Source organism: Streptomyces sp. SS8, assembly GCF_054072955.1.
Genome location: NZ_JBSVCZ010000028.1, coordinates 1 through 26,110 on the forward strand (window position 1 = coordinate 1; position 26,110 = coordinate 26,110).

The following is a 26,110-nucleotide window of genomic DNA, read 5'->3' on the forward strand; positions in this document are numbered from 1 at the left end:
GGCCCGCGTCGCGGGCCCGCCCTCAGGGCTTGCGGGCGACGGCGGCGTAGAGGGACACCTCGGCGTCCGAGGCGTCCGCGAACGGCTGGTCCGGCTCCGGCCGCCAGCGGTGCGGCACGGTCAGGCCGGGCTCGACGAACTCCAGCCCGTCGAAGAACCGCAGGATCTCCTCGCGCGTGCGGGCCTTGGCCGAGGCCGCGGAACCGGACATGGAGAGGCTGTTCAGGCGCTCCCAGGTCTCGGGGTCGAGGTCGGGGGTGCAGTGGGTGAGGGTGAGGTAGCTGCCCGAGGGCATCGCGTCCACCAGCCGCGCGACGATCTCGTGCGGCCCGCTCTCGTCGCTGATGTAGTGGAGCAGCGCGTTGAGGGAGAGCCCGACGGGCCGGCTCAGGTCCAGGACCTCGTGGAGCTCGGGGTGGTTCAGGATCGAGTCGGGGTCGGTCGCGTCCGCGTGCAGGTACGCGGTGCGGCCCTGGGGGGCACTGTGCAGCAGCGCCTGCGCGTAGCGCAGCACGATGGGGTCGTTGTCGGCGTAGACGACCCGCGCCTCGGGTGCGATGCCCTGGACGACCTGGTGCAGGTTGGGCTCGGTGGGTATGCCGGTGCCGATGTCCAGGAACTGCCGGATGCCCGCCTCGCGCACCAGCCACCGGGACGCCCGGTGCATGAAGGCTCGGTTGACGCGGGCTCCGGTGCGCACTCCCGGCCAGAAGGAGATGACCGCCTCGGCGCCCTGGATGTCGGCCTCGTAGTTGGTCTTCCCTCCGAGGAAGTAGTCGTACATACGCGCCGAGTGCGGTCTGCTGGTGTCGATGTCGTCGGCGGAGAAGCCCTGGGCGGTCATCTGGTCTCCCGTGGGGGGGGTGGTCGTGGTCGGTGGTGGTGCGGTTCAGGCGAGCAGGAAGTCGGCTTCCCCGAGCTTGGCGCCCCGGATGAAGGACTCGATCTCCTGGTAGGTGTAGATCAGCGCGGGGCCGTCGGGGTCGCTGGACTGCCGCAGGGCCACCCGTCCGTCGCCGAGCTTCATCGCTTCCACGCAGTTGCCGCCGTTGGTGCCGCTCCACGGCTTGTGCCAGCCCTCGGTCCCGAGCTCCTTGGCCGGCATCCCGTTGTAAATGTGACCCATCGGTCAGAACTCCTTGCGAATGTCACCGAGCAGCTCCTCGGTGTGTCGTACTGATACGGCCTGCGCGCCCATGCGGTCCAGGACCTCCAGGTAGGCGGCCGTGTCGGGGCGTTCGTCCAGATAGACGGCCCCTGTGAGGCTCTCGGCGTAGACGATGTCCGGCAGCTCCGGGATGTCGAAGCGGAACAGCTGGAAGGGCCCGAACATGCCCGGGTGCGGGCCCGCCCCGAACGTCAGGATCTGGAGGGTGACGTTGGGCAGCGCGGCCGCCTCCAGGAGTCGGTCGATCTGTGCCCGCATGACCTCCGGTCCCCCGACGGACCGGTGAAGGACCGTTTCGTCAACCACGACCCACAGCCGCGGAGCGCCCGGCCTCGCGAGGAGCCGCTGCCGGCCCAGGCGCAGCGCGACCCGGCGTTCGAGTTCGTCCTCGGACGCGTTGGGGAAGCCGGTGCGCAGCAGGGCGCGGGCGTAGTCCTCGGTCTGGAGCAGGCCGGGGACGCAGTGGGGCTCGTAGCCGCGGATGACGGAGGCCGATCCCTCCAGGCTGACGTACAGGCCGAACCAGTCGGGCAGTACGTCACGGAACCGGTGCCACCATCCCGGTTTGCGCGACTCCTCCACCAGCGCCAGGAAGGAGTCGATCTCCTGCCGTCCGACGCCGTAGGTCTCCAGCAGCTTCTCCACGAACAGCGGTTTCAGGCCGACTTCGGCCTTCTCCATCCGCCGTACCGTCGCGGCGTTGACGCTGAGCGCGGCAGCGGCCTCCTCAAAGGAGCATCCGGCCTTTTCCCGCAGGTCGCGGAGTCGCAGACCGAGCACGATCCGCCCGACGGTCGCCACGTTCCCTCCCTCGAAACCCCTGGTCGGACAGTGAGTCTGACACACCGTCTATGACGCATGCAGCCTGCCTTGAATATTCTGCAATTTGCAAGACGCCTCTTGCTTTCTGCCTACCGCAGCGAGGATAGTGAGGGTCTCCACAGGCGGAAGTACGGAAAGGCGGACGGCCGTGGCGCTCTCCCCAGGCACGATGACGCTCCCGGCACCGGTCGGCGTGTGCCCTGACCTGCGCCAGGAGACGTTCGAGCTACCGGCCCAGCCCTTCTCCGTCGCCGACGCCCGCGACCGCGCCTTCGAGCGTCTGCTCCAGTGGGGCTTCGCCCCGGAGGTCTGCCGCACGGCACGGCTGGTGGTCTCCGAGCTGTTCACCAACGCCGTGCTGCACACGGACAGCGACCGCATCGGCTGCCTGCTGTACGTCGCCGACAACCAGATACGCATCGAGGTACGCGACCAGGGCAGCTACGCCAGCACCCCGGTGCTGTGCTTCCCCCGGGCCGACGAGGAGCGCGGCCGGGGACTACAGCTGATCGAATCGCTCACGCAGGCCTGGGGGGTGGAGTCCGCAGGACTCGGACTGGGCCACATCGTGTGGGCCGTCATCCGGCCCTGAGCCGTCCGGAGCCGGATGACCGCAAGGGCCCGGGTCCCCTCCCGGCGAGGGGAGGAGACCCGGGCCCTGCAAGAGACCAGGCCCGAGCCGCGTGGGGGCGGCTCGGGCCCTCCCGCGCCGGCCGGACGGGTGCGCCGGGGCGGGGCGCGCCGCCGGTCAGCGCCCCCGCACCGCCTCGTGCGCCGCGTCCAGCGCGAGGTGCCACGGGTACTCCTCCGGGCGCCCCTGCCCCGGGGGGTTCGGCTCGAAGCCGCCGGGGCCGTACAGCACCCGTACGCCCTCCCCGCGCAGGACCTCCAGCGAACGCCCGAACTGCGGGTGCCGGGCGTAGGTGGAGTTCAGGCACGGCATCACCACCAGCGGGATGCGCTTGCCCATCGCCTCCGCGGCGAAGCCCACGACGAACGTCGAAGTGATGCCCAGCGCACAGGCGTTGACCGTGTGCAGGGTCGCCGGGGCCACCACCACGACATCCGTCCTGGGCCACGTCTCGGGCCGGCCGTGGGAACGGTAGGCGCTGCGCACCGGATGGCCGGTCAGCTCCTCCAGCTCCGGCAGCCGGTCCTCCAGCCACTCCCGCGCGTTCGGCGTCAGCCCCAGGCACACCTCCCACCCCCGCGCCTGCGCGTCGCGGACCGCGCGGTCGATGTGGACGACGGGCGGGGAGGCGCAACCGAACAGGTACATGACTCGGTTCCTCATACTCCGCAGTTCACCACACCTGATCAGCGCGAACTCACTGGGACGGGCGGCGGGTCGCGGGTACCGTTCAGATGCCGCGAGAAACGGAGGGACCCGGTATGCCCGCATCAGACGACGAGCACATCGGTAACCGGATCGCCGCCCAGCGCAAGCGCGCCGGACTCACACAGCAGGGGCTCGCCCAGCGCATCCCCTACTCCTACAGCCTTCTGCGCCACGTCGAGAGCGGCCACAAGAGCGCCTCGCCGCAGTTCGTGGCCGCCGTGGCCAGGGCGCTGCGCACCGATGCGGCCGCCCTGACGGGGCAGTCCGCGCACCCTCCCCGGCCCGACCGCGTCGACGGCCTGGTCCGGCCCATCCGCGAGGCGCTCGACCTGTACGACCTGCCGCCCGACCCCCGCGGCCCCGCACTCCCCGCGCCCGAACTGGTCGCGTCCGCCGACGCGCTGTGCCGTGACGTGCGCGGCGCCCGGCTGTACCAGGCGGCCGCCCGCCTGCCGGGTCTCCTGACGGATCTGACCGTCTCCTGCCGGGAGCACCCGAGCACCGAGCTGTGGCGCGCGCTGGCCTCGGCGTACCGCAGCGCGCACGACGTGACGACGAAACTCGGCAGCTACGACCTGGCCGTCGTGGCGCTGGACCGGATGGGCTGGGCCGCCGAGCACGCCGGCGACCCGCTGCTCGGCGCGATCCGCCAGTACAAGCGGGCCCTGTCCTACCGCAGCCGGGACGCCGAGCACCGTATCGGCCTGCGCATGGTGGCGGTCGGGCACGATCTGCTGCGCCAGACCGGACAGAGCACCGAGAGTCTGGCGGTGGCCGGGCAGCTCCACCTGGGCGCGGCCGTGATCGCGGCCCGCGCGGGCGACGCGGCGGCCGTGGAGTCCCACCTCGCGCGGGCCGGGGAGATCGCCCGGCGCACCGGCGAGGTGGGAGCGGTGCACTGGCTGTCCTTCGGCCCGGCGAACGTCGGGACGCACGAGGTGTTCGCCCGGCTGGAGCTGTGCCAGTACGACGCGGCGCTGAGCGCGGCGCGCGCGGTGCGCCCGCCGCGCGGCTGGGCCGCCTCCCGGCGGGCCGCCCTGCTGGTGGACCGGGCCCGCGCGGAGATGGAGACCGGCCGGATCGAGGCGGCGCTGGCCTCGCTGGCGCAGGCTCGCACGCTGGCACCCCAGCAGACCCGCTTCCACCCCCGGGTGCGGGAGACGGTGCGCGGCCTGCTGAACCTGCGGCGCAGGCCGCCGGACGCCCTGACGCGCATGGCCGCGTGGATCGGCGTCTGACGGTCCGTGACCGCCTGTGGCCCCGCGCGGCGGCGTGTGGCGCCCGGTCCCGGAAACCGGGGCGTGTGCGCCCGCGCGCATACACCGACGGCACCTGCACCTGTCACCGAAGAGTGACAGTTGAGAGCCGGTCCCGCCGCCACGCTGTGTTCCGCAAGCGACCATGAGAAGTCCGGGGGACCTCGTGCAGAGCACACCAGACGCCATCCCACCCGCGAACCCGCCCGCGACCGGTGAACCACCCGGCCGGAAGCGGCCGTTCGGCCAGGCCGGCCCGGAGCGGACCGGCCCGCCGGCCCCACCGGCCCCGGCGGCCGACGCCGATCCGCCGGAGGCGGCCGTACTGGTGGACTCCGCCGCCATCCAGCACACCATCGGCCGCGCCCTGGCCCACGGCAGCGCACCCCTGCGCCACGGGGAGCTGTTGGAGCTGGAGGCCCGGTTGCGCGACCACATCCGGCTGCTGCTGCCGATCGCGCGGGCCCGCGCCGCCGTCCTGCGCCCCAGCACCACCCAGTGGCTGCGCTACCGGGCACGGCTGGACTGGATCACCAACCAGGCCGGGCGGGAGCTGGACGGCAGAACGCACTCCGCCCGCCAGCAGGTGAGGTCCCTCGCACACGACTGCCGATGGCTGCTGCGGCAGACCCCCGAGTGGAACAGGAAGGCGACACCGTGACCATCTCCCCGCACTCCACACCGGCCGGCACCGCCGTCCAGCCCCCGCCGACCGGCTGGCTGGACCCGACCGGCCGCGTACCCGCCGTCCTGGCCGCCTGGGAACACGGCGCGCTGGGCGAGGTGCCCGCCGGGATCGCCTGGGACGTGGTGCGCCTCCCGCTGCCCCTCGCCCGGGAGACGGTCCGCAGGATGCGGGCGGCGCGGGCCCCGCTCGGCCCCGTGCTGTCCACCCCGCTCGGCGCGGACTTCGTCGTCGCCCTGGGCTCGGCGGACGGCCTGGATGTGGCCGGCATGTCCGTCCTGGGCCGCGGCACCCTGGTGCTGCTGCCGCACCCGGACGTCGCCGAACCGGACCCGGTCGGCAACCGGGGCTGGATCGTCCCGCCCTCGGACCGGGCGCCCGCCTGGGGCCCCGACCTCCGTGACGCCTACGCCGAGGCCCGCGCCGCCGCGGCGGCCGAGGCCGCGAAGGCCGCGGAGACCGCGGGGTGAGAGGGCTCTCACCCCGTACGCCCGGCTGAGCACGCACCACGGACGCATGGGAAGCGGTCACCCGGATAGGCGTAACGAGTGAGCGATTACCAGGAGAGAGGCGTTCCCGCCGAGGCCGACGCGGTCCGGCCCGCGCCGCCGCGCGTACCCGCGGCGCCGCGGGCCCGGACGCTGACACCCCAGCCGCTGGAGCCGCGGCGGGACGGCGAGGGCAGCCTCGCCCATGTGGTGGAGACCCTCCTCGACAAGGGGCTGGTGCTCAACGCGGACATCATGGTGTCGGTGGCCGGGGTCGAACTCCTCGGCATCCGGCTGCGGGCGGCGCTGGCCTCCTTCGAGACCGCCGCGCGCTACGGGCTGGAGTTCCCCTCCGGCACCGATGTCGACACGGCCGCCTGGCGCGAGGCCCGCGAGGAGAAGGACAGCTGTCCCGAGTGCGGAAAGCGTTCTCCGGTGCACCAGTTGCTGGAGGACATGTGCCCGTGGTGCGGCTGGCGCAGCGCCCAGGCCCGGCTGAACCGGGGCCGCGCCGCCCCGCGCGCCCTCGCCGGCGACGGCGACGGCGGCCCGCACGACGGCGGGGACCCGGAGGACGGCGGCGGACCGGAGGACGGCGGGAGCGGTGGCCGTGACGGCTGAACGCCCGCCGATGAAGCCCACCAGGGACCCGCGCGTGACCCTGGACGACCTGGTCGAGGTCCTGCTGAACAAGGGCGCCGTCCTCCACCTGGACCTCATCGTCTCGGTGGCCGGCATCCCGCTGATCGGCGTCAGCCTGCGCGCCGCGATAGCCGGCATGGAGACCATGCTGGAGTACGGCATGCTGCGCCGGTGGGACGAGGACACCCGCGCCTGGGCCGAGCGTTCCACCGGGCGCCGCGAACTCGAACTGCTCGCCGGGGAGCGGCACGTCGTCCACATGCGCGGCGGCCATCTGCTGGAGGACGGCTTCCAGACCACCTGGCGCCCCGGCACCGTCCACCTCACCGACCGGCGGCTGGTCGTGATGCGCCGCGAGCCGCGCGAGGTGCTGTGGGAGACGGAGCTGGCGGCGGTGCGCGCGGTGCGGCCGGAGAGCGAGCGGAGCGTCGGTGGCGAACAGCGCACCAGGCTGCGCGTCGCCCTGGCGGACGGCCGCGAGGCCCTGCTGTCCTGCACCGAGCCGGAGAGACTGCGCGCCCTGCTGGCGAGTACGTGCCCCGGCCCGCTGGAGACGTCCCCCGCCGGCCCGGAACGGCAGGACGGCGAGGGGGACGACGGCGGCCGGACGGTCCTCGAAGGCCACCTCTGGTACCACGAGCCGCGCCGCGACGGCCCGCTGTGGCGCGGCGGGCAGGGACGGCTCACCCCGGACGCACTGGTGTGGAAGTCGCCGCTGGACTCCCGCCCCGCCCTGGTCCTGCCCGCCGACGACATCACCGCCGTCCGCACCGAGCCCGGGCGCTCACCGGCCGGCGGGGGAACGGTGGTCACCGTGGAGACGGCCTCGCAGGGGCCGGTGACGCTCACGGCCGACGAACCGGGGCGCTGGGCCGGGGCACTGGACTCGCTGCGCACCGCGGCACCACTGTCCTCGGCCTGACGCACACACCGCGGCCCCCGACAAGGCGGCGGGCGGACGGTGGGCGAGCGGCGGGCGGACAGCCGCCGGGAAGCCGCCGGGAAGAGAAGGACGGAGAAGAGAGCATGGCCATCACAGTCGACGAGAAGAGCCTCAAACAGGGGGTGCTCTCCCTGGTCGTCACCCTGGTCGAGGTGATCCAGGAGGCCCTGGAGCGGCAGGCGCTGCGCCGGATGAACGGCGGCGACCTGACCGAGGAGGAGCTCGAGCGCCTGGGCGACGCACTGCTGGAGCTGGACGAGGCCATCGAGGAGATCAAGTCCGACCACGGCATCACCGACTCCGTCTCGGACCTGCACAGGGGCCTGGACGAGGTGGTGGACGACGTGGTGGACAAACTGGTCAACCCCGCCCGCTGGGCCGAGGAGGCACGGCGGTGACGGAGCCGGCCCTGTACGTGTACGCGGTGGTGCCCGACCACCCCGGCGCCGCCGACGGCGTCACCGGGATCGACGAACGCCCCCTGCGCCTGCTGGCCGCCCCGGGCACGGGACTGGCCGCGCTGGTCCACGACGCCGAACCGGCCCCCTACCAGGGCACGGACGAGGACGTACGGCGCCGGGTGGCCGAGCAGGACCGGGCGGTGGTGGCCGTGTGGGAGCGCACCGGCGCGCTCCTGCCGATGACGTTCAACGTGCTGGTCGCCCCCGATCCCTCGCCGCAGGACCCCCGCACCGCCGAGGAGCGCCTGCGCGACTGGCTCACCTCCCGCGCGGCCGGGCTCCGCTCCCGGCTGGAGGCTCTGGAGGGCCGGGCGGAGCTGCGGGTGGAGATCACCGTCGACCGAACGGAGGCCGCCCGCGACGACGAACGCGCCCGCGCCCTGGAGGCGGAGATGGCGAGCCGCTCCCCCGGGCTGCGCCGCCTGCTGGCCAAGCAGCTCGAACAGCTGCGCAGGGAGTCCTCCGAGCGCCTGGCCGACGTCCTCCACGCGGATGCGCGCCGCCGGCTGCTGGCCGTGACCGAGGATCTGCGGGAGCGGTCGCGCAGCGTGCGCGACCCGGACGAGGCGGACGTCCTCTCGGCGGCCCTGCTGGCGCGTACGGAGGACATCGAGGCGGTCGGCGCCGTGCTGGCCGCCGTCCGGGACGAACAGCCCGCCGCCCGCATCCGCTTCCTCGGCCCCTGGCCGCCCTACACCTTCGCCGACCTCCCCGACGGCCCCCGCGACCCCGCCGCCCCGGAGCGGGGCTAGGCTCCGGCCGCCGGCGGATCCGGTCCCGGCCGGCTCAGGAATCGAGCACGGCGGCGACGGCCTCGATCTCCACGAGCTGGTCGTCGTACCCGAGCACCGTCACCCCCATCAGGGTGCTGGGCACGTCGTGCTCCCCGAAGGCGTCACGGACGACCTCCCAGGCGGCCACCAGATCCTCCTGGCGGCTCGACGCCACCAGGACCCGCGTACTGACGACGTCCTCGATCGAGGCGCCCGCGTCGGCGAGCGCGGTCCGCATGTTCTCCACGGCCTTCGCCGCCTGCCCGGCGTAGTCGCCCTTCGCCGCCGTGGACCCGTCCTCGTTCAGGGGGCACGCCCCGGCGAGGAAGACCAGCCGCGCCTCGGCGGGCACGGTGGCCGCGTACGCGTACTCGGCGACGTCGGACAGGGAGCCGGAACGGATGAGGGTCACGGCACGGGGCACGGCGGTTCCTCTCGGCGGGTCTGCGGGTCTGCGGGTCTGCAAGGTCGCCAGCCTGCCACAGCCCGCCGGGTCCGCTCCTCCGGATAAAGGCGGGCGGGAACCGTATCGCCGAACGCTCCGTCAGGCGGCCCGCTCCTGCGACAGCGCGGTGAGCAGCCAGTCGTGGGCGGCGCCGGGGGTGGGCTCCGGCGGGCCGTCCGGCGGCGCGGTCACCTCGGCGACGAGCTGCCAGTAGCGGTCGATGCGCGGATCGGCGGCGAGTTGGCTCCCGAGCCCGCGCCGGAAACCGGGGGTGTCACGCGTACCGCGTGAGCGGGCGTAGGCGGAGACGAAGCAGTCCAGCGCCTCGCCCCGGTGCGGCGGACGCCCCGCCCGCATCGGCTGTGCCGCCAGCCCGTACGCCTCGACGAGGCCGCCGTAGAGCACGGCCGGGCGGTAGCCCTCCTCCGGCCGGTGCGCCGCGGGCCGGCACTGCCGGGCGGTGCCGGGGCAGGGGCCGGAGACGAAGGCGTGCAGCCGGGCGAAGGCCAGCACCTGGGCCGGGGTCGGGTCGTCCGGGGGCCGGGGGACGGCGTGTTCGAGGATCTGCGAGACCAGCCGGGCCGGGAGCCGTGGCGGCAGCCAGCCCCGCCAGAAACGGGCCAGCGCCGCCGTGCCGGGCGGGGCGGAGACGGCGCCGACCAGTCGCAGGCGGTCGGCGCGCTCCTCGGCCGTGCAGCCCCGCAGCAGGTGGAGGGCGGCCTCCCGCCAGCGCAGGGCGGCCAGTTGCGCACCGACGTCCCGCAGCCGGCCGGTGACGACGTCCTCCAGCGCGTCGTCCCCCTCCAGGGCCCGGCCCACCTCGGGGACCGGCACGCCGAGGGCGCGCAGTGAGCGGATCGCGCGGAGCCGGTCGAGTGCCCCGGGGCCGTAGCGGCGGTGTCCCCCGGCGCTGCGGCCGGCTTCGGGCAGCAGTCCGCGGTCGGAGTAGAAACGGACGGTCTTGACGGTGGTGCCCGCCCGCTCGGCGAGCTCCCCGATGCTCAACAGGCCGTCGGGCGACAAGGCTTGAACCTCCCTCTGGGGGAGTTCCTACCGTACCGGCGGGCGCGGGCGGCCCGCGCCCGGAAGGAACGGGGAGGAGCATGGCCATGACGGCTTTCGTACTGGTGCCGGGTGCCCACACCGGCGGCTGGGTGTGGGAGGAGGTGGCCGGCCGGCTGCGGCAATCGGGGGCCGAGGCCCACCCGGTGACGCTCACCGGCATGAGCGGACCAGGCGACCCGGCGGGAGCGGGCGCCGGCCTGGAGACACACATCGACGACCTGGTGCGGCTGATCGAGGGGCTGGACGCGCCACGGGTGGTGCTCGTCGGCCACTGCTACGGCATCCACCCGGCACTGGGCGCGGCCGGGCGGCGTCCGGAGCGGATCGCCCGGATCGTCCACCTGGACACCGGCGTCCCCCGCGACGGCGACCCGGCCCTCGCCCTCGTGCCCGACGGCACGGTCCGCGAACGGCTCTCGCACGCGGACGGGCGGGGCGGCGGGCTGCTGCCTCCGCCGTCCCCGGACGGCTGGCGGCGCTGGGGCAGCACCGCGGGTGTGCCCGAGGAGGCACTGGAACGGCTGGCCCGCCTCGCCGCACCCCAGCCCGCGGACACCCTCACCCAGCCGTTCCGGCCGGCCGGGTCCGTGTCGCGGATACCGGCGACCGGCATCCTGTGCACCGCCAACGGACCGGGTATCGCCACGGTCGAGGCCATGGTGGGCCTGGGCGACCCACGCTTCCTGGCACTCACCGGCCCCCGGGTGGACTTCTTCGAACTCGCCACCGGGCACTGGCCGATGCTCTCCGCCCCGGGCGAACTGGCCGGCGTACTGCTGCGGGCCGCCGCGGGAGAGGGGCACCGGATCCCCCCGCCGCAGGACGAACGGCCCGCGCGCCTGAGGCCGTTCGTCCTGGACGTACCCGAGGCGCGCCGCGAGCGGACGGGACGGGTCGACCTCCACCTGCCCGAAGCGGACGGCCCCCGCCCCGCCGTGGTGTTCGTCCACGGCGGCCCGGTCCCGCCCGAGGCGCGCCCCACCCCCCGGGACTGGCCCGCCTTCACCGGCTACGCCCGGTACGCGGCGAGCCTGGGCGCCGTCGGCGCGACGGTGGACCACCGGCTGCACGACATCGCCGACTACGAGCGCGCGGCCGAGGATGTCCGCGAGGCCGTCCGCCTCGTACGGGCCGACCCGCGCGTGGACGGGGACCGGATCGCGCTGTGGTTCTTCTCCGGCGGCGGGCTGCTGTCGGCGGACTGGCTGGCCGCGCCCCCGCCGTGGCTGCGTTGCCTGGCGGCCACCTACCCCCTGCTCGCGCCCCCGCCGGGCTGGCCGGTCGACGCCTCCCGCTTCCACCCCGCGGCCGCGCTGCGCACCGCGGGACGGCTGCCTGTGGTGCTGACCCGGGTGGAACTGGAACTCCCCGAACTCGCCTCCTCCGTAAAGGAGTTCCTGAGCGCGGCGGAGCACTGCGAAGCCGCCGTGGAGGTGATCGACGTACCGGGCGGCCACCACGGCTTCGAGACCGTCGACCACACCGAGCCGGCCCGCCGGGCCGTGGACCGCGCGATGCGGTCCGTACTGGGGCACCTGCGGAACTGACTTGCTGCCGAACTCTGTTGGCGTACCCGGCGGAACCCGGTAACGTCGCCCGACGTGAACACCGGACCGGCGCCACGCCACACACGGATCGGCTACCCGGTGGAGGGCTGACCGCACTGCGGGGGCGCGGAAGGCACCCCCACGGTTCGGCACGCGGACCTCCCCGCGCCCGTGCACCGCGAGTCCATCTCTCCGTGCCGAGCGACAGCGAGGTCAGCCAAGTGTCAGTCACCTTCAACCACACCATCATCGCCGCCAGGGACCGGAACGAGTCGGCCCGGTTCTTCCGGGAGCTCCTGGAACTGCCGGAAGCACCGTCCTGGGGCGTGTTCACCAACATCCAGCTCACCGACGGCGTGCTGCTGCAGTTCGCCGAGCCGCCGGTGGAGATCCAGATGCAGCACTACGCGTTCCTGGTCGACGACGACCTGTTCGACCGGGCGTACCGGCGGCTGTGCGAGCGCGGTGTCGAGCACTGGGCCGATCCGCAGATGCGGCGCCCGGGCGAGACCAACACCGAGCACGGCGGTCGCGGGGTGTACTTCAAGGACCCCGCCGGCCACGCGATCGAACTGATCACTCGGCCGTATCTGTAACCGGCCGGGCGCGGCCGGCCGAGGCCGCTGACGCCGGGCGGTGACGCGCCGCCTGCCGTCGTCGAGTTCCCCCGTACGGCTCGGGGCCACCCCGGGCCGTACGGGTCAGCACACGGCCACCGTCCGGCCGCTCCCCAGGAGACTGTCGGCACCGGGTGACAGGATGCCGTGCCATGGCCGCACCGAGTCGAGCACACGCGGACACGCCCTGCCGGATGGCCGTCACCGGGCGGCCTGCCGGTATGCCAGGGCCCGATCGACCACTTCCTCGGCGGTTGTCTCAGGTCCTCGGTCGCAGTAGAGGTAGTCGCCGACGCGGGGGCAGGCCAGGCCGCGTTCGAGCTCGTCCACCAGCGCATCGCCCTCGGCCTCGTCGGCGTAGTCACCCTCCAGCAGGCGCCGCGCCAGGAGAAGCGCCTCCTCGCGGGTCATACCGTGACCGGTCATACGTCATCCCCTGTCCGATGCAGGGCGATGCCCTGCCCACCAGGCCGTGTTCGGTCCGCATCCGCGCGGCGGACGGACGTCCAGCCCACCCGGCTTCCCCTCCCGTATCGCTGGCGAGATGGTGGGACCATGCCGCTCATGGGCAAGCAGCACAGGCACCATGATCTCCGGCGCCGCCTGCGAGAGGCGTTCGCCTGGCGGGGCGAGGAGGGCCGGGCGGACGTCTCCCAGTGGTGGGCAGATGCGTCCCTCCTGGGCGAACTGGGGCCCGCGCTCGCCGACTTGTGCTCCTCCCGGGAGCGGATCACGACCGTACTCGCACCCGAGGCCACGGGATTCCTTCTCGGTCCTCTGGTGGCCGTCTCCCTGGTCGCGGGCTTCGTCGAGATGCGCAGGGAACCGAGCGAGGCGGAACTGGGGGACCAGATCCTGCTGCGCAGCACGCCACCGGACTACATGAGCCGTACCGTCGAGTGGGGCATACGGCGCCGTCGGCTCTGCTCCGCGCACCGGGTGCTCTTCGTGGACGACTGGGCGGACACCTCCGCCACCGCCCGGACCGCACGCCGTCTGGTGGAGGACTCGGGCGCCACCTGGGCGGGGGCGGTCGTCCTGGTGGACGGCACCGATCCCTCCGCACGCCGCGAACTCAACCTCCGGGGACTCCTGCGGGACCGGGAGTTGGAGTGAGCGTGCGAGCGGCGGTCTGAGGCCGCTGGCGCGCCGGCCAGGCAGCGACAACCACTGGATCCCGCTCTCTCTCGCTTTGGAGCGATCATGAATTACGCACGCGCCCTGAAGGCAGCCGTGGTCACGGCCATCGCCACAGCGGTCGGCCACCTCGCGATGAGCGCCGGGTTCGCGTGGGCCCGCGGTCAGGAACCGGACCACCCGGACGACTGGTCCGGTTTACCCGAGTTCGGTGCCACCGTCCTCGCCGCGTGGATACTCATGCCCCTGGTGCTGTGGGTCGGGATGCGCGTCCTCGGCGAACGGCGCACCTGGTTCCAAATTCTCCTCGGCACACCGCTGTGGGTCGGCGTCTCCTCGGTGTACATCGACGACGTCGACCGCCCGGGTGGGCTCATGCCCGTTCCGGTCCTGGTCCTGTTCGTCCTGGCGGGCGCACTCCTCGGTGCCTGCGACCCCGGTTCCGTCCGTAACGACGAGGCGGGAACCGAACGGGCGTGATGTCGCCCCAGAGACGATGTGGGACCCGATCTTCGGGGCTCGAACCCGCAGAGAAGGTTGTTACTCAGTGGGCCGGTTGGGCCGGCGCTGGCGGTCGTGCTCGATGGTGTAGGCGACCGTTTCGGCGCAGTGGATGACCATCTGGAGGCGGTTGAGGACGTCGCGGCGGGCGGCCTCGATCAGGTCTTGATGTGTGGGTGTCGGCTCGGTGCTGGTGCGGGGTGTCCAGAAGCCGCGGTGACTGTGTTCGGTGACGATGTCGGCGCAGGCGCGGACTACGGCGTTCAGGGCGGCGGTGATCTCGTAGCGGTACAGCTGCTCGTTCCGGGCGGCTCGGTCGTGGTTCATGGGCGGGGCCTTGTAGTGGGTCGGGCGGTGAGCAGGTAGCGCACGGCGTCTTCGAAGATCGTGTGGCTGTAGGGCGTGCCGGAGGCGAAGACAGCCAGGGCGTGTTCGTGGGTCTGATCGTCGTGGAGCCAGGCCAGGACGGGCCGGGCTGCTGGTGGGTCGAGCTGGTCGCTGATGTGGCGGGGCGCGTGCCCGGAGCCAGCGCAGGGCGAGGCGGGGTGAGTCGGCCGTGTGGGTGCCGAGGGGGAAGGTGCGGCCGTCGTCGGGGGTGGAGGCGATCGCCTGGCATCGGTAGGTGCGGCTCAGCACGGCTGGGCTTCCCGCGTGGTCGGCAGTGCTGCGGGGAGCGGGAGCCTGGCGGTCACCGTGTGGCCGTGAGCGGTGTGGTGGACCTCCACGTCGTCGGCCAGCGTGGCGACGATGGCCAGTCCTCGGCCGTGGGTGGCGTCCCGGTGGGGGTGGGTGATCTGTGGGTGCGTGGTGGTGGCGCCGGTGTCGGTGACGGCGAGCGTGACGGCCTCGGGGGTGCGGGTGATGGTGACGCGGAAGGCGGGCCCGGTGGTGTGGGTGACCGCATTGGCGCCCAGCTCGGTGACGATCAGTGCCGCGTCGTCCACACAGAAGGTGTCGGCGAGGAGTTTGCGGGTCCATTCGCGGGCCTTACGTACCTCCTCAGGGCGTCCTGCGAAGGTTCGTCGATGGATGAGCATGCGCGTCTCCTTGCTCTGAGCTGCGGTTTTCAGCGGCGCCGAGGCCTGGCAACAGGCACCGCCAGCCCACACGTACAATAAGTACTAGCACCGTAGCCATAGTGCGAGTACTTGAGACACGAGATCGCACTTTTCGTACTGGTCGATTGCCGAATAGCGTTCGCCACGGCGTGGTGCAGAACCGGGATGCCAAGACGGAGAAGGAGAGCCGATGTTCGGTCTGATGGTGCGCTTCACCTGCAAGGACGAGGCGGCGGCAGCGGCGTTCGACGCGCTGGTGGCGCGGACCGGGGAGCAGATCCGCGCCCATGAACCCGAAACGGTGATCTACACCGTGCACCGTGTTGACGGCCGCCCCCTGGAACGGATCTTCTACGAGCTGTACCGGGACGCCGACGCCTTCGCCTTCCACGAGGCGCAGGACTACGTGCGCGCCTTCCTCGACGAACGGGACCGGTACCTGTCCGCCGTCGAGGTCGACCGTCTGGAGTTCGTCTCCGGCAAGGGTGTCGGCCATGAGCGCTGACTACGAGAAGACCCTCGGCCGTAAAATCGCCTCCCATCGCAGGCGCAGAGGTCTGTCGCAGAAGGAACTCGCCAGGCTCCTGGACCGCTCGGAAGCCTGGGTGTCGCAGGTGGAACGCGGAGTGCGCCGCATCGACCGCATGACGGTCCTGGAGAAGGTCGCCGACGTTCTCGGCCTGCCGGTGGCCGAACTGGCAGCGGGATCACCGGTCCTGGCGTCGAACACAGAAGTGAAACCATCCGGAGCGCACCGGCTGCGGCTGACGCTGAGCGGCTCGCACCGGCTCAGTGCCGTACTCGGGCAGCCGGAGCACCCGGACATGCCGGCCCTGCGCACCGATGTGGAACGCGCCTGGACCCTGACGCACGAGGGCCGGTACGCGGAACTGTCCGACTTGCTGGAACGGCTCGTGCCGCACCTGGAGTCGGCGGCCCGATCCGGTACCGGGGAGGACCCCGCCGAGCCGTTCCGTCTGCTGGCCTGCATGTACGGCGCATGCGGTGCGGCACTGGCGAACATGGGCGAGCCGGACGTGGCATGGGTCGCGGTCGACCGCGCCGTCTTTGCCGCCGAACGCACCGGAGATCCGCTGCTGATGGCGGCCGGTGAGTTCCGGCTGGCGATCGTCTTCCTCAGCTCCGGGTACTACGAGCAGGCGGCCCGGGTCGCGCGCAGCGCCACCGAAGCCCTGGCACCACTGGCCACGGAGGGACGACCGGAGACGGTGGCTCTGCGCGGCGCTCTGACGTTGCAGCACGCGGTGGCCTCGGCCCGGCTGGACCGGGGTGAGGAGGCGTATCAACTCCTGCGGCACGCACGCGAGATGGCCGAGCAGGTGGGAGAGGGCCGCAACGACTACGGCACGGAGTTCGGACCGCTCAACGTCGGCCTCCACGAGGTCGCCATCGCCGCCGACCTGGGCGACGCCGGTACCGCACTGCGCGCCGCCGAGTCCGTCGATCCCTCTGCGCTCTCCTCCGAGCGGCGGGCGCGCTTCCACATCGATCTCGCCAGGGCCCACGCCCAGCGCCGGCAGACCGAGGAGGCGACGGTCGCCCTCACCGAAGCCCGGCGCCTCGCCCCCGAACTGGTCGGCGCCAAGCCGGCGGTCAGGCAGCTCGTGTCCGACCTGCTGGTCATGAGCCCCCAGCCGTCCGCGAGCCTGCGGACCCTGGCGGACGAACTGAACGTGGAAGATGTGTGATCCGCGATGCCGCAGGAGTCACCGTTTGCCCGTCTGGCCGGCACCGCCGCCGTTGATGTCAGATGGTGATGTCAAAGCCCCCCGGCCTCGTTCGGCCGGGGGGCTTTGTGCTGGTGGGCGCAGACGGGTTCGAACCGCCGACATCTGCCTTGTAAGGGCAGCGCTCTACCGCTGAGCTATGCGCCCGGGGTGAGCCCACAGCGTACCGTGCCGCGCCGTGTGCGCCATAAACGCGGGAGGCGGGGGCTGTCCCCACCCCGGGTCCGGCGGGGTGCCGGATGCCGTCGACGGGCCGGAATCCATAGCGTCGGCAGGGCGCCGCCGAGCAGCCCTGCCGGGCACCCCGCCGAACGGATACGGAGATCCCGCATGACCACCGAGACCCGCCGCAGCACCGTACGCGCCCTGGTCGCCGTCGTCCTCGCGGTCGCCGCCACCGCCGGGGTGGCCGGGTGTGTGGACGCCGGTGACGTGCCGCCCGAGCACCGAGCCTTCGAAGTCGGGAAGGGCGTGGAGAAGCTGCTGGTCGAGGTCGAGGACTCGCCGGTGGAGGTGGTGGCGGCGGACCGGGCCGACGTGCGGGTGACCCGGTGGTTCGACGGGGTGGCCTACGGCGGCAGCACCGGGGCGCGGTGGTCGATGGAGGGCGGGACGCTGTCGCTGGGCCCCGCCTGCTCCGGGCTCGCGAGTTGCGACATCCGGCACCGGGTGGAGGTGCCGCGCAGGCTCGCGGTGCGGGTCGAGGGCCGCAACGGGGACGTTGTCGCGCGCGGGTTCAGCGAGGCGCTCGCGGTCTCGGTCGACAACGGCGGGATCAGGGTGCGCGATGTCACCGGGCCGCTGGAGCTCAGCGGGGACAACGGTTCCGTCGAGGCGACCGGGGTCGGCTCCCGCGAGGTGACCGCCGAGGCGGACAACGGCGGGATGAGGCTGGCCCTGGTCCGGGTGCCCCAGCGGGTGGAGGCCCGCGGCCACAACGGTCCGGTCACCATCGAGGTGCCCCGCGCCGCGTACCGCGTGGACGCCGCGGCCGACAACGGCGGGGCCCGGGTGGAGGTGCCGCGGGGCGGTGTGGGCGACCCCGCCATCACCGCCCGCGCGGCCAATGGCGATGTGACCGTGCGCCCCGTGAGCCGGCGGGAGCGGTCGTGAGGTGATCGCCCCGGTCGCCTCTCGTGTGTTCCTCCGGGCCGGGTGGGAGAATGGCAGCCGGGTCGGCGAGGGCGTAAGGGGAGAGGACACACGTGGCGGCGATGAACGGCGGCGGCGCACGCCGCTGGGGCTGGGGTGGCGGCGGGCGTGCCGAGAGCCGGCGTGCCGAGGCCCAGGCCGCGAAGGACGCGGCGGCCACCGCGTTCTACGAACTGGACACCGCGCAGCGGGATCTGCGGATCTCCATCGAGACCCTGGCGGCCGTCGACGACTCCCCGCCCTCGCGCCGGGCCGTGGAGGACTTCGCCGAGTTCGGGCGGCGGATCGATCAGGTCAGCCACGAGTACATCGCCACCGTGGACGCCCACGACCTGGAACGCGACGACCTGGACGCCGACACCGCCTCGCGCGCCCGCCGGGCCCTGGACAAGGCGCGGGAGGATCTGGAGCGCACCCGCGCGGACCTGGAGCGGTTCGGGCAGGGGCTCGGTCCGCTGCTGGAGAAGGCCGAGACGCAGCTCGCCCGGCTGGCGCCCGCCGTGGAGCGGGCCCGGCAGGCGCTGCTGGGCGCGACGAAGGCGCTGGACGCCGTACGTGCCGCCGGGTTGCGGGCCGACGACGCGGCGGCCCGGCTGGCCGCCCTCTCCCCCGAGCTGACCAGACTCAACGAGGGTGCCGCGCGCCACGGAGTGCGGGACACCCTCCAGCGGGCCGAGCGCGTGCTGCATGAGGCGGAGGGGGTGCGCAGGGAGGTCGAGCTGCTGCCGGAGCGGGCGGCCGGGACCGACCGGCGGCTGTCCTCCCTGCGCACCCGCGCCGAGGCGCTGCGGCATCGGGCGGAGAACGTCGGGCCGGTGCTGAGCGAGTTGCGGCGGCGGTTCACCGTCGCGTGCTGGGAGGATCTGCAGAACGTGCCGGAGCAGGTGGCGGGCGCGGTGCGGCAGGCGGAGGAGAAGCTGGCCGAGGCGCGTACCGCCCGGCAGGAGCAGCGGTGGGCGGACGCCACCGCCCGGCTGTCGACGGTGCGGGCGCTGCTGAACGACGCGGACGAGGCGGTCTCGGCGGCCGGTGAGCGTCTGCGGCGGCTGAACGAGGTCTCCTTCGACCACAGCGGCGAGGTGGAGCGGGCGCGTTTCGCCATCCGGGACGCCCAGCGGCTGGCGATGGCCGGGCGCAGTCACCCCGATCCCCGGCACGCGGGTCCGCTGGACGACTCGGTGGCGCGGCTGGAGCGGGCGGTGGCGGGGCTGTCCGGGCGGCATCCGGACTGGTGGGGCTTCGTGACGGAGCTGGACGCCATCCGCGAGACGGTGGCGGACGTGGTGCGCCGGATACGCGAGGAGCGGGCGGCAGGCGGCTGAGCCGTGCGGCCGGCCGTACGCGGCCCGGCCCCGCCGTGGTGCCGCGACCGCTGTCCAACCGCTGTCCACAGGCTCCCCGCGATCGCCGGGCCGCCGCTTATCCTGCTTGCATGCCCCGATACGAGTTCCGCTGCCGCGCCTGCGGCACCACGTTCGAAGTGAACCGTCCGATGGCCGAGTCCGGTGCGCCCGCCAGCTGCCCGGAGGGCCACGGCGACACCGTGAAGCTGCTGTCCACCGTCGCGGTGGGCGGCGCGGCCGCCCGTTCCTCCGCCCCGGCACCGAGCGCGGGCGGCGGTGGGGGCGGAGGGTGCTGCGGGGGCGGCTGCTGCGGCTGACGGAAACGGCCGTCGGAAGCGGTCGGCGGGGACGACCGTCGGGCGCGGGCTACCGCTTGCGCGCGATGGTCACGCCGTCGGCGACCGTCAGCATGATCGACTCCATCCGGTCGTCGGTGGAGACATGGTCGTTGAAGGCCCGGATCGCGGCGGCGTTGCCGGTGGCGTCCGGGTCGGCGACCTCGCCGTGGAAGAGCACGTTGTCGGCGACGATCAGCCCGCCCGGCCGCATCCGCGGCACCAGTTCCTCCCAGTAGTTGACGTAGTTGTCCTTGTCGGCGTCGAGGTAGACGAAGTCGATCTCCGGCTCGGCGGGCAGGGCACGCAGGGTCTCCAGGGCGGGCGCGATACGCAGGTCGATGCGGTCCGCGACGCCCGCCCTGGCCCATGCCTCGCGTCCCAGGGCCGTCCACTCCTGCGAGATGTCGCAGGCGATGAGCGTGCCGTCCGCGGGCAGGGCCTGGGCCATGGCGAGGGCGGAGAAGCCGGTGAAGGTGCCGACCTCCACGATGCGGCGGGCACCGGTCAGCCGTACCAGGAAGGCCAGCATCGGGCCCTGCTCCTGGGCGGACTGCAGCCCGGCCCGGTCGGGGAAGCGGGCGTGCGTGGTCTCCACCAGGTCGCGCAGTACGGGGTCGAGCGGCGGGTTGTGGTCGAGTACGTACCTGTACAGCTCGGCGGTCTGAAGGGGGCGCTTGTCGCGGGGTGCCGGTGATGTCATGCCCGCATCCTCGCTCAGGCCCGTCGTCCTCGCTCAGTCCCGCCCGGTGCGCGCGAGGAATTCCCGCAGTACGCGCTCCCCGGCCGCGACTCCGCGCTCGGGCAGTGCGGTGATGTGCGGGGCGGTCCAGCCCAGGTCGGCCAGCTCCCCGTGGCCGGGCCGCCAGCCGGTGTCGGCGGCCAGCAGCAGGTCGGCGTCGAGGAGGGAGTCTCCGGCGGCCAGGACGTGCTCGGCGCCGGTGCGCCGGGCGACCTCGGCGACGGCGGCGCTCTTGGTGAGCGGGCGCGGCACGGCGTAGAGCTTGCGGCCCTGGAGGGAGACCGTCCAGCCGCGCGGCCCGGCCCAGTCGGCCAGTTCCTTCACCCAGGCGCCGGGCAACTTCTCGCGGTCGACGACGAGGTAGGCGAACAACTCCTCGGCGACGCGCTCCTTGAGCAGCCAGCCGGGGTCGGCGGTTCTCACCATGCGGGCGCGTACCTGCGCCAGTGGTGCGCAGTCGGCGTCCAGGGCGCGCCGCACCCGGGCGTGCCAGGCGGGGTCGGACTCGCCGTCCACCATCAGGTGGCCGCCGTTGGCGCAGATGGCGTAGCGCGGGGGCGGGCCCGGCAGGTGGATGCGGCCGTACTGCTCGCGGGTGCGGGTGGTGGTGGGGACGAAGACGGACCGGTCCGCGAGTTCGGTCAGCAGGGCGGCGGCGGTTTCGGTGAGGTACGACAGGGGTTTGGACTGGTAGACCTCCACGCACAGCAGGCGCGGGGCCTCGGCGTCGGGCATGGTCAGGCCGAGGGCGGCGGCGGAGTAGATGAGGGTGCGGTCCAGGTCGCTGGCGACCAAGGCCGTGCGGCGCTCCGGGGCCTCGTGTGCGGCGCCGGCCGACGGGCGGCCCGCCGGGCGGCTCATCGGGCGGCCTTTCCGTCGGCGCCGGTGGCGCCGCGCGTGTAGCGGGGGTGGATGAGGCCGACGCAGGAGTAGGGCAGGTCGTCGGTCTCCTCGACGGGTACGCCGCGCTGTTCGGCGAGCAGCCGGATGTGGTCCAGGTCGGCGCCCGCGCCGCGCCGGGCCAGTACGCGCCAGGGAACGCGGCGCAGCAGCACCCGGGTGGTCTCGCCGACGCCGGGCTTGACGAGGTTGACGTCCCCGATGCCGTACTCCTCGCTGATGCGCTCCACCGCCCTCCAGCCGGCCCAGGTGGGGGCGCGGTCGGCGGCGAGCAGTTCCGCCACGTCGGCGGCCACGTCGCCGCGTACGGCGTCGAAGCGGCTCGCGACGGTGTCCAGGAAGAGGTTGGAGACGTCTCCCGCGGCCAGCTCGCGGTAGTACTTGGCCCCGTGGAAGTCGTCGGGTCCGACGAGGTCGGCGCGGAGCACGGTGCGCGAGACGAGGCCGGAGACAGTGGAGTTGAGGCAGGCGGAGGGGATGAGGAAGTCCTCGCGGGTGCCGTAGGTGCGCACGCAGCCGCCGGGATCGGCCAGAACGGCGAGTTCGGGATCGAAGCCGGGGAAGGGGCGCAGGGCGTCGGCGAGTTCGCGGGTGATGGCGCCCTTGCCGGTCCATCCGTCGACGAAGACCACGCCGGCCGGGTCGTGGTGGGCGGCGAGCCAGCGCAGGGCTGTGGTGTCGATGCCGCGGCCGCGGACGATGGAGACGGCGTAGTGGGGTATGTCCAGGCCGTGCACCTGCTGGGCCCAGCGGCGCATCAGCACTCCGACGGGCGTGCCGGCGCGTGCGAGGGAGGCCAGCACGATGCCCTTCCCGTGACCGCTCCGGCCGCCGTCCCGGTCTGCCACGCCGTCCCGGCCGCCCCGTTCGGTGAGCAGGGTGTCGGTGACGGCGCCGACGGCGCGGGCGATCCGGTCGGCGGAGGTCTCCAGCGCCTGGTGGAACAGCCGCTGGTACTCCCGGCTGGGCTGGTACTCCACCGGCAGCGACTCGGCGTAGTGCGCGCCGCCGGACTGGATGGCCTCCTCGCGCTCCTCGGTGGGCGCCTCCAGGGTGACGTCGGAGAGGTCCTGGAGCAGCCAGCCGACGTCCTCGGGTGCGTAGGAGGAGAAGTGCGGGCCGCGCAGCGGTGCGGGCAGGGGCCGGTGGGAGGGGACGACCGCGAGCAGCACCCGGCCGGTGTGGGCGGCGAGGTGGGCCAGCAGGCCGTCGGGGGCGTGGAGGGCGGGGGTGTCGGCGGCGGAGTCCACGACGGCGACGACGGCGTCGAAGCTCTGGCCCGCGATGTTGTAGGCGTAGCGCTCCCCCGGCCGGCCGGGGGTGCCGTCGGCGGGGTCGTCGTGGGCGGGGAAGACCAGGCGGGTGCGGATGGCGTAGCCGGGCTCGTCGACCGCCAGGACGGGTGAGCGGGTGGTGGTGGAGTAGCGGACCTCGGCGCCGGTGGCGCCGGTGAGGGCGTCGGCCAGCCGCAGCGGCGCGTACATCAGCTCCTCGCACCCCAGGACGAGCACCCTGCGCGCCCCCTCGGGCAGGTAGGCGGCGATCCGGCCGGCCATCGTCGGCAGCGCGGCCTCCAGCCGGGCCCGGTGGGCGGGGGTGAAGCCGTGCCGTCCGCCGTCGGGCAGGCCCGTCGGCCAGCCCAGGTCGACACGGCGCACCTGCTCGGGACCGAATCCGGGCGCGGGCCGCGGCGGCGGGCTGTCATGGGCCTCGACCAGGGCGGCGCCGCGCTCCAGTACGCCGTCGGGGAGGCGTACGGTGCCGGTGGCCAGGGCCACCACGTCGATGCGGGCGCCGAGGTCGGCGGCGAACTTCTCCAGCCGGGCCCGGTCCTGCGGCCCGCGCAGGTCGGTCAGCGCCACGATCACGTACCGCTCGCGCGGGAAGGCGCGGTGCAGTGCGGTGATGGTGTTGAGGACGGTTGTGCCGGTGGAGAACTCGTCGTCCACCAGGACCAGCGGCCCGTTCCCGGCCAGCAGCTTCGGGTCCTGCGGCAGCAGCAGATGGGAGGTGGCGTGGGAGTGCTCCTCCTCGAAGCCGCCCACCGGCTCCGCGCCGGGGACGGCGCGGCGCGTGGAGTGGAGGTAGGGGGCGGTGCCCAGGCCGTCGGCGACGCTGTGGCCGAGGCCGGTGGCGGTCTCTGCGTAGCCGAGGACGACCGCGTGGCCGGCGTCCGCGCCCAGCAGCCCGCGGACGCGTTCGCCCAGGCGCAGTCCGGTGCCGTGGACGGTCCCGGGCAGCTGGGGGACGTGCTTGCCGAGCACCTGGGAGACCAGCAGGTGCGCCCGGCGGGGGTTGCGCCGCAGGGCCAGGCCGAGCAGTTCGCGCAGGCGCCCGGCCTCCTCACCGGGCGGGGCCTCCAGCCGTACCCCCAGCCGCTGTACGACCCACTCGCCGGACCACTGGCCGCCCCCCTGCCCAAAGCTCCGGCCGGACTCCCCGCCGGAGCCGGACCGGCCGGTCTCCCCCGGCGCCCCGGCCGCCCGTCCGCCCGTGCGCCCGTCCGCGTCCGCCGCCTGCGTCACCCTGCCGTACCCCTCGCCGTGGCCGTGGTCGCGGCCGTGCTCGTCCTCGTCCGTATGACTCATATGCTCCCAGCCGCCAGCAGTTCGACGAACCCCACGCCCTCGTGCGCGACGCCGAAGGCCTCGGCCCGCAGCAGGGTGCGCTCAGCCCAGGCGCGGTGGGGCTTCACCTCGTTCATCTTGTTGGTGTAGGCGGAACGCAGCACTCCGCCGCCGCAGCGTTCGGGGCGCAGTATGTCCGTGGCGTCGCTGAACTCCTCGTGGCTGACCACCGACAGGGCGTGGACGGGTGCGACGTGGGAGGGGTGGATGCACGTCTTGCCCTGCAGTCCGTTGGCCCGGTCCAGACCGATCTCGCGCAGCAGTCCGTCCATGTCGTGCTCGATCAGCGCGGCGCGCAGCTCCTCGGCGCGGCCGGTGAACGGGCTCTGGCGCAGCTGCGGTTTGAACATCCGCTCCTGGAGCCGGAAGTACTCCCAGACCGGTCCGGTGACGGTGAAGCCGGTGCCGTCGGCCCGGCCGAGCACATTGACCACGTCGGCTATCACCGAAGCGACGATCTGCACGTCGTAGGCGGTCATGTCGGGGCTGCGGCGCAGTCCGTAGGCGGAGCAGAAGTCGGTGACGCCCAGGCGGAGCGCCAGGACCCGGTCGCGGTACTTGTCGACGGTGCGGGCTATCCCGGTGAGCGTCTCCGCCCGCGTCTCCAGGTGCAGGAGGTCGGGGGACTCCAGGACGGGCATGGCGAACAGCCGCCGTCCGCAGTCGGCCTCGGCGGCGGTGAGCGCCTCCAGGAAGGGCAGGCCGCGCTCCTCGGTGAACTTGGGCAGCACGAAACCGGACAGCAGACGGATGCCGGGACCCAGGCGCCGGACCAGGGAGGTGATCTGCGCGGGCTCGCGGACGCGGACGAACAGCAGCGGGGGCTCGGTGGAGCCGGAGGCGGAGGCGACCAGCTCGGCGAACTGCCGGACCAGGTTCTCCTCGGCGCCGGGCACTTCGGCGTCGTCGATGGAGTCCTCCAGGCACAGCACCATGGAGACCACGCCCCGGCGGGCCTGCTTGAGCACGTCGTCGGCGAGCCGGGGGCGGGTGGCGGGGCTGTAGAGGGTGGCGCCGAGGGCCACCGACAGCAGACGAGCCGGGGACCGCGCCGAGAACTCGGCCGGTTCCTTGTGGAACAGTTCCCGCCGCACCTGCGGCGAAAGGTGTCCGAAGTGCCGCACAGGACCCCCGTTCCATCGCCGGCCCCATGTCTTTCATGAGCGAGAACCGGCCGATCATCGTAAGCACGCACGTGGCTCAAAAGTTACTCGAACGCATGAACATAGCATTACTTACGCATAAACCCGGGGCACCGAGGCACCCGCGTTGTACCGGCGGGCCGCGACAGGCAGGATGGCGCTATGACGCACGCGATGCTGAAGGGGTCGAACATCCAGCTCCACGCGACGGCCGTGCGCGCCGTACTGCGCTGGACACCGGGCACGGGCGTCCGCGACGTCGACGCCTCCGCGCTGCTGCTGGGCGCGGACGGGCGGGTGCGCTCCGACGAGGACTTCGTCTTCTACAACCAGCCGCGGCACCCTTCCGGGCTGGTTCGCTACCTGCCCAAGAGGCGCGAGCCGGAGGGGCTGACGGACTCGGTCGAGGTGGACCTCGGCCGCCTGGAGCCGTCCGTGGAGCGGGTGATGCTGTCCGCGTCGGCGGACGGCGGCACCTTCGCCGATGTGCGTGATCTGATGCTGCTGGTGGTGGACGCCGACGGCCCAGAGACGGTCGCCAGTTTCGAGATCCGCCCCGAGACGGGCTCGGAGACGGCGCTGATCTGCGGTGAGCTGTACCGGCGCGGGGACGGCTGGAAGTTCCGCGCGCTGGGGCAGGGGTACGCCACCGGGCTGGTCGGGCTGGCGACGGACTTCGGCATCTCGGTGGAGGAGGCGGAGTCGGCCGCGCCCGGGGAGCCGGAGCAGACGATCCCGCAGCCGCCTCCGGAGCCGGGCTTCCCCCGGCCGGAGCCGATGCCAGAGCCCCGTCCCGAGCCGCAGCCGCACCCCGAGCCGCCGCCCGGGCCGAACCCTCCGCCGCCGCGCCCCGTCCCCGGTCCCACGCCCGGGCCGGAACCGCTGCCCGAGCCGGAACCGCAGCCGCCGCACCCCGAACCGGGGCCGGAACCCCAGCCCGAGCCCGCCGCCGCGTCGCACCCGACGGCGCCGGTCCCGGCCGGGCCGCCACCGGGGCCCGCCTACGGCTACCCGCAGCCCGCCGCGGGAGTTCCCCCGGCGCAGCCCGCGTACGGCTACCCGCATGTGCCTCCGCCGCCGACCCGGCCCCCGGCCCACCGGCCCGGCGCCGGCGCGCCCGACCCGGCCTTCACCCTGCCGCCCCAGGGGCCGCAGTTCGTGGGCCGTTAGCCGC

General features: G+C 73.6%; 31 protein-coding genes and 1 tRNA gene. 18 read left to right on the plus strand and 14 right to left on the minus strand.

Features of this window, described 5'->3' with window-relative positions; all coding sequences use genetic code 11:
• Positions 1-22: 22 nt before the first annotated feature.
• Genes ACW69E_RS23155 through ACW69E_RS23165 form a run of 3 tightly spaced genes read right to left on the minus strand, consistent with a single transcriptional unit; the run spans position 23 to position 1,969 of the window.
• Positions 23-844 carry an SAM-dependent methyltransferase gene (locus ACW69E_RS23155; RefSeq protein ID WP_457500211.1) on the minus strand — a complete coding sequence of 274 codons (822 nt, stop codon included), beginning with the start codon at positions 842-844 and terminating at the stop codon, positions 23-25.
• Positions 845-889: 45 nt separating this feature from the next.
• Entirely contained in the window at positions 890-1,126 is a 237-nt protein-coding gene (locus ACW69E_RS23160) for a DUF397 domain-containing protein (RefSeq protein WP_093654814.1), read from the minus strand.
• Between the two features lie 3 nt (positions 1,127-1,129).
• Positions 1,130-1,969 (minus strand): helix-turn-helix domain-containing protein, encoded by an 840-nt coding sequence (locus ACW69E_RS23165; protein ID WP_457500212.1) that lies wholly within the window; start codon positions 1,967-1,969, stop codon positions 1,130-1,132.
• Between the two features lie 169 nt (positions 1,970-2,138).
• Here ACW69E_RS23165 and ACW69E_RS23170 point away from each other — a divergent pair, with 169 nt between their 5' ends.
• Positions 2,139-2,582, plus strand: coding sequence for an ATP-binding protein (locus ACW69E_RS23170; protein WP_457500213.1), 444 nt, complete (start codon positions 2,139-2,141; stop codon positions 2,580-2,582).
• A gap of 156 nt (positions 2,583-2,738) precedes the next feature.
• Here ACW69E_RS23170 and ACW69E_RS23175 read toward each other — a convergent pair whose 3' ends face one another.
• Positions 2,739-3,269: a flavoprotein gene (locus ACW69E_RS23175; protein ID WP_457500214.1), complete on the minus strand. Its 531-nt coding sequence runs from the start codon at positions 3,267-3,269 to the stop codon at positions 2,739-2,741.
• A 113-nt stretch (positions 3,270-3,382) separates the two neighbouring features.
• Between ACW69E_RS23175 and ACW69E_RS23180 the strand changes: the two genes are divergently transcribed.
• The 7 genes from ACW69E_RS23180 (at position 3,383) to ACW69E_RS23210 (ending at position 8,556) form a co-directional block, all read left to right on the plus strand.
• Positions 3,383-4,567 carry a helix-turn-helix domain-containing protein gene (locus ACW69E_RS23180; protein WP_457500215.1) on the plus strand — a complete coding sequence of 395 codons (1,185 nt, stop codon included), beginning with the start codon at positions 3,383-3,385 and terminating at the stop codon, positions 4,565-4,567.
• A gap of 184 nt (positions 4,568-4,751) precedes the next feature.
• Positions 4,752-5,246 (plus strand): DUF6415 family natural product biosynthesis protein, encoded by a 495-nt coding sequence (locus ACW69E_RS23185; RefSeq protein ID WP_457500216.1) that lies wholly within the window; start codon positions 4,752-4,754, stop codon positions 5,244-5,246.
• Positions 5,243-5,740 carry a hypothetical protein gene (locus tag ACW69E_RS23190; RefSeq protein ID WP_457500217.1) on the plus strand — a complete coding sequence of 166 codons (498 nt, stop codon included), beginning with the start codon at positions 5,243-5,245 and terminating at the stop codon, positions 5,738-5,740. The genes ACW69E_RS23185 and ACW69E_RS23190 overlap by 4 nt, the downstream gene beginning before the upstream one ends.
• 78 nt (positions 5,741-5,818) lie before the next feature.
• Complete coding sequence (locus ACW69E_RS23195; RefSeq protein ID WP_457500218.1) at positions 5,819-6,379, plus strand: gas vesicle protein; 561 nt, start codon at positions 5,819-5,821, stop codon at positions 6,377-6,379.
• A complete protein-coding gene (locus ACW69E_RS23200; RefSeq protein ID WP_457500219.1) occupies positions 6,369-7,322 on the plus strand; it encodes a gas vesicle protein in 954 nt (317 codons plus the stop codon). The genes ACW69E_RS23195 and ACW69E_RS23200 overlap by 11 nt, the downstream gene beginning before the upstream one ends.
• Before the next feature lie 104 nt (positions 7,323-7,426).
• Positions 7,427-7,741, plus strand: a complete 315-nt coding sequence (locus ACW69E_RS23205; RefSeq protein ID WP_457500220.1) for a gas vesicle protein K — start codon at positions 7,427-7,429, stop codon at positions 7,739-7,741.
• Entirely contained in the window at positions 7,738-8,556 is an 819-nt protein-coding gene (locus ACW69E_RS23210; protein WP_457500221.1) for a GvpL/GvpF family gas vesicle protein, read from the plus strand. Before ACW69E_RS23205 ends, ACW69E_RS23210 begins: the two co-directional genes overlap by 4 nt.
• Positions 8,557-8,590: 34 nt before the next feature.
• Here the strand turns inward: ACW69E_RS23210 and ACW69E_RS23215 are convergent, their stop codons facing one another.
• Positions 8,591-9,001 (minus strand): RidA family protein, encoded by a 411-nt coding sequence (locus tag ACW69E_RS23215; RefSeq protein ID WP_457500222.1) that lies wholly within the window; start codon positions 8,999-9,001, stop codon positions 8,591-8,593.
• Positions 9,002-9,121: 120 nt separating this feature from the next.
• The gene (locus ACW69E_RS23220; protein WP_457500223.1) at positions 9,122-10,045 is read right to left on the minus strand and encodes a helix-turn-helix domain-containing protein; all 924 of its coding nucleotides are present in this window, start codon (positions 10,043-10,045) and stop codon (positions 9,122-9,124) included.
• An 86-nt stretch (positions 10,046-10,131) separates the two neighbouring features.
• Here ACW69E_RS23220 and ACW69E_RS23225 point away from each other — a divergent pair, with 86 nt between their 5' ends.
• On the plus strand, positions 10,132-11,634 hold the full coding sequence (locus ACW69E_RS23225) for an alpha/beta fold hydrolase (RefSeq protein WP_457500224.1): 1,503 nt from the start codon (positions 10,132-10,134) through the stop codon (positions 11,632-11,634).
• 221 nt (positions 11,635-11,855) lie between these two features.
• Positions 11,856-12,230 (plus strand): VOC family protein, encoded by a 375-nt coding sequence (locus tag ACW69E_RS23230; protein ID WP_457500276.1) that lies wholly within the window; start codon positions 11,856-11,858, stop codon positions 12,228-12,230.
• Between the two features lie 222 nt (positions 12,231-12,452).
• Here the strand turns inward: ACW69E_RS23230 and ACW69E_RS23235 are convergent, their stop codons facing one another.
• Complete coding sequence (locus tag ACW69E_RS23235) at positions 12,453-12,677, minus strand: e9imm peptide (protein ID WP_457500225.1); 225 nt, start codon at positions 12,675-12,677, stop codon at positions 12,453-12,455.
• 138 nt (positions 12,678-12,815) lie between these two features.
• Here ACW69E_RS23235 and ACW69E_RS23240 point away from each other — a divergent pair, with 138 nt between their 5' ends.
• Positions 12,816-13,367 carry a hypothetical protein gene (locus tag ACW69E_RS23240; protein ID WP_457500226.1) on the plus strand — a complete coding sequence of 184 codons (552 nt, stop codon included), beginning with the start codon at positions 12,816-12,818 and terminating at the stop codon, positions 13,365-13,367.
• A gap of 87 nt (positions 13,368-13,454) precedes the next feature.
• Complete coding sequence (locus tag ACW69E_RS23245; RefSeq protein WP_457500227.1) at positions 13,455-13,868, plus strand: hypothetical protein; 414 nt, start codon at positions 13,455-13,457, stop codon at positions 13,866-13,868.
• A gap of 60 nt (positions 13,869-13,928) precedes the next feature.
• On the opposite strand, the gene ACW69E_RS23250 is transcribed toward ACW69E_RS23245, so the two are convergent.
• Positions 13,929-14,216, minus strand: a complete 288-nt coding sequence (locus tag ACW69E_RS23250; RefSeq protein WP_457500228.1) for a hypothetical protein — start codon at positions 14,214-14,216, stop codon at positions 13,929-13,931.
• 302 nt (positions 14,217-14,518) lie between these two features.
• Positions 14,519-14,926 (minus strand): ATP-binding protein, encoded by a 408-nt coding sequence (locus ACW69E_RS23255; protein WP_457500229.1) that lies wholly within the window; start codon positions 14,924-14,926, stop codon positions 14,519-14,521.
• Positions 14,927-15,137: 211 nt separating this feature from the next.
• Here ACW69E_RS23255 and ACW69E_RS23260 point away from each other — a divergent pair, with 211 nt between their 5' ends.
• Positions 15,138-15,452 (plus strand): putative quinol monooxygenase, encoded by a 315-nt coding sequence (locus ACW69E_RS23260; protein ID WP_457500230.1) that lies wholly within the window; start codon positions 15,138-15,140, stop codon positions 15,450-15,452.
• The gene (locus tag ACW69E_RS23265) at positions 15,442-16,656 is read left to right on the plus strand and encodes a helix-turn-helix domain-containing protein (protein ID WP_457500231.1); all 1,215 of its coding nucleotides are present in this window, start codon (positions 15,442-15,444) and stop codon (positions 16,654-16,656) included. Before ACW69E_RS23260 ends, ACW69E_RS23265 begins: the two co-directional genes overlap by 11 nt.
• A gap of 111 nt (positions 16,657-16,767) precedes the next feature.
• Here ACW69E_RS23265 and ACW69E_RS23270 read toward each other — a convergent pair.
• A tRNA-Val gene (locus tag ACW69E_RS23270) sits at positions 16,768-16,842 on the minus strand.
• A 183-nt stretch (positions 16,843-17,025) separates the two neighbouring features.
• On the opposite strand from ACW69E_RS23270, the gene ACW69E_RS23275 reads away from it, so the two are divergent.
• The 3 genes from ACW69E_RS23275 to ACW69E_RS23285 all read left to right on the plus strand — a co-directional run bounded on the left by ACW69E_RS23275 (position 17,026) and on the right by ACW69E_RS23285 (position 19,507).
• Positions 17,026-17,808, plus strand: coding sequence for a DUF4097 family beta strand repeat-containing protein (locus ACW69E_RS23275; protein ID WP_457500232.1), 783 nt, complete (start codon positions 17,026-17,028; stop codon positions 17,806-17,808).
• A 101-nt stretch (positions 17,809-17,909) separates the two neighbouring features.
• Positions 17,910-19,169, plus strand: a complete 1,260-nt coding sequence (locus ACW69E_RS23280; RefSeq protein ID WP_457500277.1) for a hypothetical protein — start codon at positions 17,910-17,912, stop codon at positions 19,167-19,169.
• A 110-nt stretch (positions 19,170-19,279) separates the two neighbouring features.
• Complete coding sequence (locus ACW69E_RS23285) at positions 19,280-19,507, plus strand: FmdB family zinc ribbon protein (protein WP_093848961.1); 228 nt, start codon at positions 19,280-19,282, stop codon at positions 19,505-19,507.
• 49 nt (positions 19,508-19,556) lie between these two features.
• On the opposite strand, the gene ACW69E_RS23290 is transcribed toward ACW69E_RS23285, so the two are convergent.
• Genes ACW69E_RS23290 through ACW69E_RS23305 form a run of 4 tightly spaced genes read right to left on the minus strand, consistent with a single transcriptional unit; the run spans position 19,557 to position 24,918 of the window.
• Complete coding sequence (locus ACW69E_RS23290; protein WP_457500233.1) at positions 19,557-20,228, minus strand: O-methyltransferase; 672 nt, start codon at positions 20,226-20,228, stop codon at positions 19,557-19,559.
• A 33-nt stretch (positions 20,229-20,261) separates the two neighbouring features.
• Positions 20,262-21,128, minus strand: coding sequence for an HAD family hydrolase (locus ACW69E_RS23295; protein ID WP_457500234.1), 867 nt, complete (start codon positions 21,126-21,128; stop codon positions 20,262-20,264).
• Positions 21,125-23,755 carry a phosphoribosyltransferase gene (locus ACW69E_RS23300; RefSeq protein WP_457500235.1) on the minus strand — a complete coding sequence of 877 codons (2,631 nt, stop codon included), beginning with the start codon at positions 23,753-23,755 and terminating at the stop codon, positions 21,125-21,127. The genes ACW69E_RS23295 and ACW69E_RS23300 overlap by 4 nt, the downstream gene beginning before the upstream one ends.
• Positions 23,752-24,918, minus strand: coding sequence for an HpcH/HpaI aldolase/citrate lyase family protein (locus tag ACW69E_RS23305; RefSeq protein WP_457500236.1), 1,167 nt, complete (start codon positions 24,916-24,918; stop codon positions 23,752-23,754). The genes ACW69E_RS23300 and ACW69E_RS23305 overlap by 4 nt, the downstream gene beginning before the upstream one ends.
• A gap of 180 nt (positions 24,919-25,098) precedes the next feature.
• On the opposite strand from ACW69E_RS23305, the gene ACW69E_RS23310 reads away from it, so the two are divergent.
• Positions 25,099-26,106, plus strand: a complete 1,008-nt coding sequence (locus tag ACW69E_RS23310; protein WP_457500237.1) for a TerD family protein — start codon at positions 25,099-25,101, stop codon at positions 26,104-26,106.
• Positions 26,107-26,110: the final 4 nt, after the last annotated feature.

Excerpts from the sequence above, each read along its gene's own strand:
- ACW69E_RS23240 (WP_457500226.1), top strand. The coding sequence starts at position 12,816 with ATGGGCAAGCAGCACAGGCACCATGATCTCCGGCGCCGCCTGCGAGAG.
- ACW69E_RS23310 (WP_457500237.1), top strand. The coding sequence starts at position 25,099 with ATGACGCACGCGATGCTGAAGGGGTCGAACATCCAGCTCCACGCGACG.
- ACW69E_RS23225 (WP_457500224.1), top strand. The coding sequence starts at position 10,132 with ATGACGGCTTTCGTACTGGTGCCGGGTGCCCACACCGGCGGCTGGGTG.
- ACW69E_RS23250 (WP_457500228.1), bottom strand. The coding sequence starts at position 14,216 with ATGAACCACGACCGAGCCGCCCGGAACGAGCAGCTGTACCGCTACGAG.
- ACW69E_RS23205 (WP_457500220.1), top strand. The coding sequence starts at position 7,427 with ATGGCCATCACAGTCGACGAGAAGAGCCTCAAACAGGGGGTGCTCTCC.
- ACW69E_RS23290 (WP_457500233.1), bottom strand. The coding sequence starts at position 20,228 with ATGACATCACCGGCACCCCGCGACAAGCGCCCCCTTCAGACCGCCGAG.
- ACW69E_RS23265 (WP_457500231.1), top strand. The coding sequence starts at position 15,442 with ATGAGCGCTGACTACGAGAAGACCCTCGGCCGTAAAATCGCCTCCCAT.
- ACW69E_RS23235 (WP_457500225.1), bottom strand. The coding sequence starts at position 12,677 with ATGACCGGTCACGGTATGACCCGCGAGGAGGCGCTTCTCCTGGCGCGG.
- ACW69E_RS23300 (WP_457500235.1), bottom strand. The coding sequence starts at position 23,755 with ATGAGTCATACGGACGAGGACGAGCACGGCCGCGACCACGGCCACGGC.
- ACW69E_RS23280 (WP_457500277.1), top strand. The coding sequence starts at position 17,910 with ATGAACGGCGGCGGCGCACGCCGCTGGGGCTGGGGTGGCGGCGGGCGT.
- ACW69E_RS23295 (WP_457500234.1), bottom strand. The coding sequence starts at position 21,128 with ATGAGCCGCCCGGCGGGCCGCCCGTCGGCCGGCGCCGCACACGAGGCC.
- ACW69E_RS23255 (WP_457500229.1), bottom strand. The coding sequence starts at position 14,926 with ATGCTCATCCATCGACGAACCTTCGCAGGACGCCCTGAGGAGGTACGT.
- ACW69E_RS23260 (WP_457500230.1), top strand. The coding sequence starts at position 15,138 with ATGTTCGGTCTGATGGTGCGCTTCACCTGCAAGGACGAGGCGGCGGCA.
- ACW69E_RS23160 (WP_093654814.1), bottom strand. The coding sequence starts at position 1,126 with ATGGGTCACATTTACAACGGGATGCCGGCCAAGGAGCTCGGGACCGAG.
- ACW69E_RS23285 (WP_093848961.1), top strand. The coding sequence starts at position 19,280 with ATGCCCCGATACGAGTTCCGCTGCCGCGCCTGCGGCACCACGTTCGAA.
- ACW69E_RS23180 (WP_457500215.1), top strand. The coding sequence starts at position 3,383 with ATGCCCGCATCAGACGACGAGCACATCGGTAACCGGATCGCCGCCCAG.
- ACW69E_RS23175 (WP_457500214.1), bottom strand. The coding sequence starts at position 3,269 with ATGTACCTGTTCGGTTGCGCCTCCCCGCCCGTCGTCCACATCGACCGC.
- ACW69E_RS23275 (WP_457500232.1), top strand. The coding sequence starts at position 17,026 with ATGACCACCGAGACCCGCCGCAGCACCGTACGCGCCCTGGTCGCCGTC.
- ACW69E_RS23245 (WP_457500227.1), top strand. The coding sequence starts at position 13,455 with ATGAATTACGCACGCGCCCTGAAGGCAGCCGTGGTCACGGCCATCGCC.
- ACW69E_RS23155 (WP_457500211.1), bottom strand. The coding sequence starts at position 844 with ATGACCGCCCAGGGCTTCTCCGCCGACGACATCGACACCAGCAGACCG.